General features: G+C 35.8%; 4 protein-coding genes. 3 read left to right on the top strand and 1 reads right to left on the bottom strand.

Going from position 1 to position 4,465, the window contains the following annotated elements; all coding sequences use genetic code 11:
- Nucleotides 1–259 precede the first annotated feature (259 nt).
- On the top strand, nucleotides 260–1,300 hold the full coding sequence (pheS, locus tag Megvenef_RS07605) for a phenylalanine--tRNA ligase subunit alpha (RefSeq protein ID WP_322777359.1): 1,041 nt from the start codon (nucleotides 260–262) through the stop codon (nucleotides 1,298–1,300).
- On the top strand, nucleotides 1,297–3,681 hold the full coding sequence (gene pheT / locus Megvenef_RS07600; protein WP_322777358.1) for a phenylalanine--tRNA ligase subunit beta: 2,385 nt from the start codon (nucleotides 1,297–1,299) through the stop codon (nucleotides 3,679–3,681). Before pheS ends, pheT begins: the two co-directional genes overlap by 4 nt.
- A 98-nt stretch (nucleotides 3,682–3,779) precedes the next feature.
- Here the strand turns inward: pheT and Megvenef_RS07595 are convergent, their stop codons facing one another.
- Nucleotides 3,780–4,001: a hypothetical protein gene (locus Megvenef_RS07595; RefSeq protein ID WP_322777357.1), complete on the bottom strand. Its 222-nt coding sequence runs from the start codon at nucleotides 3,999–4,001 to the stop codon at nucleotides 3,780–3,782.
- Between the two features lie 136 nt (nucleotides 4,002–4,137).
- Here Megvenef_RS07595 and Megvenef_RS07590 point away from each other — a divergent pair.
- Nucleotides 4,138–4,465, top strand: a 328-nt coding sequence (locus Megvenef_RS07590; protein ID WP_322776028.1) for a transposase, incomplete at its 3' end; no start/stop codon positions are given.

Below are 4,465 nucleotides of genomic sequence, written 5' to 3'. Positions count from 1 at the left end.
AAAATATTCACTCTATATTACAATCTAAAATTGAAAAACAAGATGCTGATAGTATTCTTCAATATGCTACTGAAAGTTATTGGCTAATGTCAGGGATTAAAAAACCTGAATAAAACTTAATATACACTCAAAAAAATCCTTCTACTTCTCTGTACTTAAGTTAACAATGCCATTAAATAAATACAGGCCTATCTTGTGTTTGCTTATAAAATCTACTATTCTTCCATCCATATTAGAAAGATAATGTTGAAGGGAATTTATGTTGGACAAAATATTGGAATCGGCTTTAAAGAAGATCGATGTTGCAAAAACCTCCCGCCAGTTACAAGATATTAAGGTTGAATTTCTTGGCAAGTCGAGCTTGATAAATCAAGAAATGAGTAAGCTTGGTAATGTGCGTCCAGAAGAACGTAAGGAGTTGGGGCAGAAGATCAACCATGTTAAGGGACAGATTCAAACTGCAATAGATGAACAAGCGGAGGTTACTCAGCAAGCAGAATTAGTGCTTAGATTTGAATCTGAAAAGTTAGACCTGACAGTACCAGCAAGACCAAGAGCTTGTGGTAGTATCCATCCGGTAACTCAATGTATGGAAGAGTTAATACAAGTATTTGCCAAATATGGCTTTGACATAAAAGATGGACCAAGTATCGAAGATGATTGGTATAATTTTACCGCTTTGAATATCGATGAGAATCATCCAGCGCGCCAAATGCATGATACATTTTATCTTAAGAAAACCGATGATAAGACTAAATTGCTCAGGACTCATACTTCGCCAATTCAGATACGGACAATGCAAAATGAAAAGCCTCCATATCGCTTTATTGCTCCAGGTAGAACATACCGCTCTGATTCTGATTTAACTCATACACCAATGTTTCACCAAATTGAAGGCCTTGTGATCGATAAGAATATCCATATGGGGCATTTGAAATATGTGATTATTGATTTTATCAGGAATTTTTTTGAATGTTCAGATATTGAAGTGCAATTTAGGCCAAGCTTTTTTCCATTTACTGAGCCATCGGCAGAAGTTGATATTAGAATGAACAAAAATGACAAATGGCTTGAGGTGCTTGGTTGTGGTATGGTTCACCCTAATGTACTCAAGAACGTGGGGCTTGATCCAGATGAATATCAAGGTTTTGCTTTTGGTCTTGGCGTGGAGCGCTTTGCGATGTTGAAATACGGTATTCGAGATTTACGTCAGTTTTTCGAAGGAGATATGCGTTGGCTTAATCATTATAATTTTCGTGCGCTTGATATACCAACGCTTGCAGGGGGGTTGACAAGATGAGATTTACATTATCATGGTTAAAACAGTTTTTGGAGACCACTGCTTCGCTTGAGAAAATAGCTCATACCCTTACAATGACTGGTCTTGAGGTAGAAGATATTGAAGATAAAGCTCAAGATTTAGTTTCTTTCGAAGTAGCAGAGATCTTGGAGACCGCACAGCATCCAGATGCAGATAAGCTCAAAGTTTGTAAGGTTCAAACAAAATCGGCAATAGTTCAGATTGTTTGTGGAGCGGCAAATGCTAGAGCTGGTATCAAGGTGGTGCTAGCTAAAGTGGGTACCCTAATACCTAATGGAAACTTCAAGATAAAAGAGTCAAAAATACGAGGAGTCGACAGTTTTGGCATGATGTGTTCATACGATGAGCTGCTTTTAGGTAAAGATAGCGATGGAATAATAGAGCTAGCTGACAATGCTATAATAGGTGACTCTGTTGCTTCATATCTTGGTATCGATGATCCTGTCATTCATATCAATATCACGCCAAACAGAGCTGATGCTCTTGGTGTATATGGCATAGCTAGAGATCTTGCCGCTTCAGGAATTGGTCAGTTAAAAACGTTAGAAATTCCCTCAATTAAGGAGAGCTTTGAAACAAGTTATAGCCTAGATGTAAAAGATGATAAGGCGTGTCCGCTATTTGCCTTGCGAGAAATAAAAGGGCTTAAAAACAAAGAATCACCATTATGGCTGAAGAGCTTGATGGAAAATATAGGTATTGGTTCAATTTCAGCTTTGGTTGATGTGACAAATTACATCTCTTATAGTTTTGGTCAACCAATGCATGCATATGATGCAAATAGAATTAATGATGGCCTGATAGTAGATGCCTCAAGCTCAGAAATTTCATTTATGGCGCTGAATGGCAAGGAATATGTTACAAAAAATGGTGATATAGTAATCAAGGATAGCAAAGAGGTTAATTGTTTAGGTGGAATTATTGGTGGTCAAAATAGTTCGTGTAATGAAAATACAACCAATATCCTTCTAGAGGCGGCTAGTTTTAGCTCTGATTACATAGCAAAAACAGGACGACGTATTATGGTGGATACTGATTCTAGATATCGTTTTGAGCGTAATGTTGATAGGGAATTTACACTCAAGGCACTAGATTTAGCTACGCATTTGATTATGGATATTTGTGGTGGTGTAGCTTCGAAAATTAAATCCATAGGTATTTCAACGCTCCCTGTTAGGAAAATAGATTTTTCTTCGGATTTTTTGAAGTTAAAGACAAATATTAGTCTGGATATCAAACAGATCTCTACCATTTTGCAAAAATTAGGCTTTCTATGTGTTGATAAAGATGACTCAATCGAGATAACTATACCTAGTTGGCGCTATGATGTATCGATTAAAGAAGATATTGTTGAAGAGATTGTAAGGATCTATGGCTACGATAATATTCCGGAAGTTCGACTTCCTTTTGCCAATATATCAAGAATCGTTCCCTCTGATCAAAGAAGGTTATCTGATATTAAGCGTCTGCTTGCAAGTAGTGGCGGTTATACTGAAGTTGTTACTTGGTCATTCATGGATAGTCAAAAAGCAAAATATTTTGCAACTTTAAAAGACGAACTTACTTTGCAAAATCCAATTAGCTCAGACCTTGACTATATGAGACCATCGATATTGCCTAATCTTTTAGCAATTTGTCGTAATAATTTGAACAGGTCTTTTCATGATGTATCGCTATTTGAAGTAGGTCCTATTTTTCAAGATACTAGTGACCGTTTGATAAATAGTGTTTGTGCGATAAGAACTGGTCATACTGCAAATAAAAATAGCCATAGTGATAGAAGAGCATACGATGTTTTTGATATAAAAGCTGATATGGCAATCATTTTGAACTCCATAGGAATTGATATTGACAAATGTCAGATCAGAGACAATGCCCCTTCATACTATCACCCCACGAGATCAGGAAGCCTTTGTCTTGGTAAAAATGTTCTGGCTTACTTTGGCCAAGTTCACCCTATGATAGCCAAGAAGTTTGATATTGAACCAGATATACTCACTTTTGAGTTGAACATTAATGAGTTGCCACTGCGCCCAGAGAAATATGGAAAAAGGTCTGAGTATGCTACTTCAGACTACCAAATGATTACTAGGGATTATGCTTTTATTGTGGATCAATCATTGCCTGTAGCGGATTTATTAAATTTTATCAGAGGTGTTGATAGGAAATTAATTAGGACAGTAGATTTATTCGATATTTATAGTGGCCAGAAGATAGAACCTAGCAAGAAGTCGGTTGCTTTATCTGTAAATATTCAAGACGATAATAAGACATTGACCGAATCAGATATTGCTGAAATAAATAAGAAAATAATTGAAGGTATAGGGCAAAAATTTAGCGCCACCTTGCGGGATAGTTGAATTTTAATTTTCTAAGGTTATAAAAATGAATCAATTACTTGCAAAAAGTGCCCAAACTGTATCACATTTCTATTTGAACAATATCACAATGCAGTCAACTAATCGTAAATCACACTATCTGCAGCAATCATCAACTCTACACTGTGCCATGGTACTAATTCAGAGGTCATGGACGGAGATAAAATGATATTTAAGAAATCCGTTGGTTCAGTGGTATTAAATAGATCATAATACATAACAGACCAATGTACTATTTTATCAATTTTCTCTTTTATTGTTGGGTCATTGTCAAGACGTAATGGACTTAAAATATCTTTCATCTCAATATAGCTTAGGTAGTCCCTCCGTCAAAACTCTCCCCGCCTGAATTAACAAGGGGTTTCATGTCATAAACAGCTTACAAAATCCATAAGAAAATGGTATAATTACCGCATAAAGCTTACGGATTTTAAAATTATGCCTATAGAAAATATTACTTTTCTCCAAAAACAAGAAAGGTTATTTGAAGAGAAATTATCTACAAAACTAAATCCTAAAAACAAGTTATATAAACTAAGGGATTTAGTAAATTGGTCTGAACTTGAAGCCAGAGCATTGCCTAACATTGAAATCAAGCAATTTGGTAGAAATAAGAAAGATCATAGAGTAATGCTAGCACTATCAATGCTTCAAGCTATGTACAACGGTTCTGATTCGTTTACGGAGGAAGAGCTAAAGGAAAATATTTATTGGCAATATTTTTGTGGTTATGAATATTTGCAGCAAGATCTTGATGTGTCTGAAG

Origin of the sequence: Candidatus Megaera venefica (genome assembly GCF_034554655.1) — a bacterium.
In the GTDB taxonomy this organism is placed as follows: domain Bacteria; phylum Pseudomonadota; class Alphaproteobacteria; order Rickettsiales; family Rickettsiaceae; genus Megaera_A; species Megaera_A venefica.
Note: the sequence above shows the minus strand (reverse complement) of the source record. Positions and strands in the feature narration are given on the sequence as shown.

Bases quoted from the DNA above. Each gene is read 5' to 3' on its own strand.
- pheS (WP_322777359.1), top strand. From the start codon at position 260: ATGTTGGACAAAATATTGGAATCGGCTTTAAAGAAGATCGATGTTGCA.
- pheT (WP_322777358.1), top strand. From the start codon at position 1,297: ATGAGATTTACATTATCATGGTTAAAACAGTTTTTGGAGACCACTGCT.
- Megvenef_RS07595 (WP_322777357.1), bottom strand. From the start codon at position 4,001: ATGAAAGATATTTTAAGTCCATTACGTCTTGACAATGACCCAACAATA.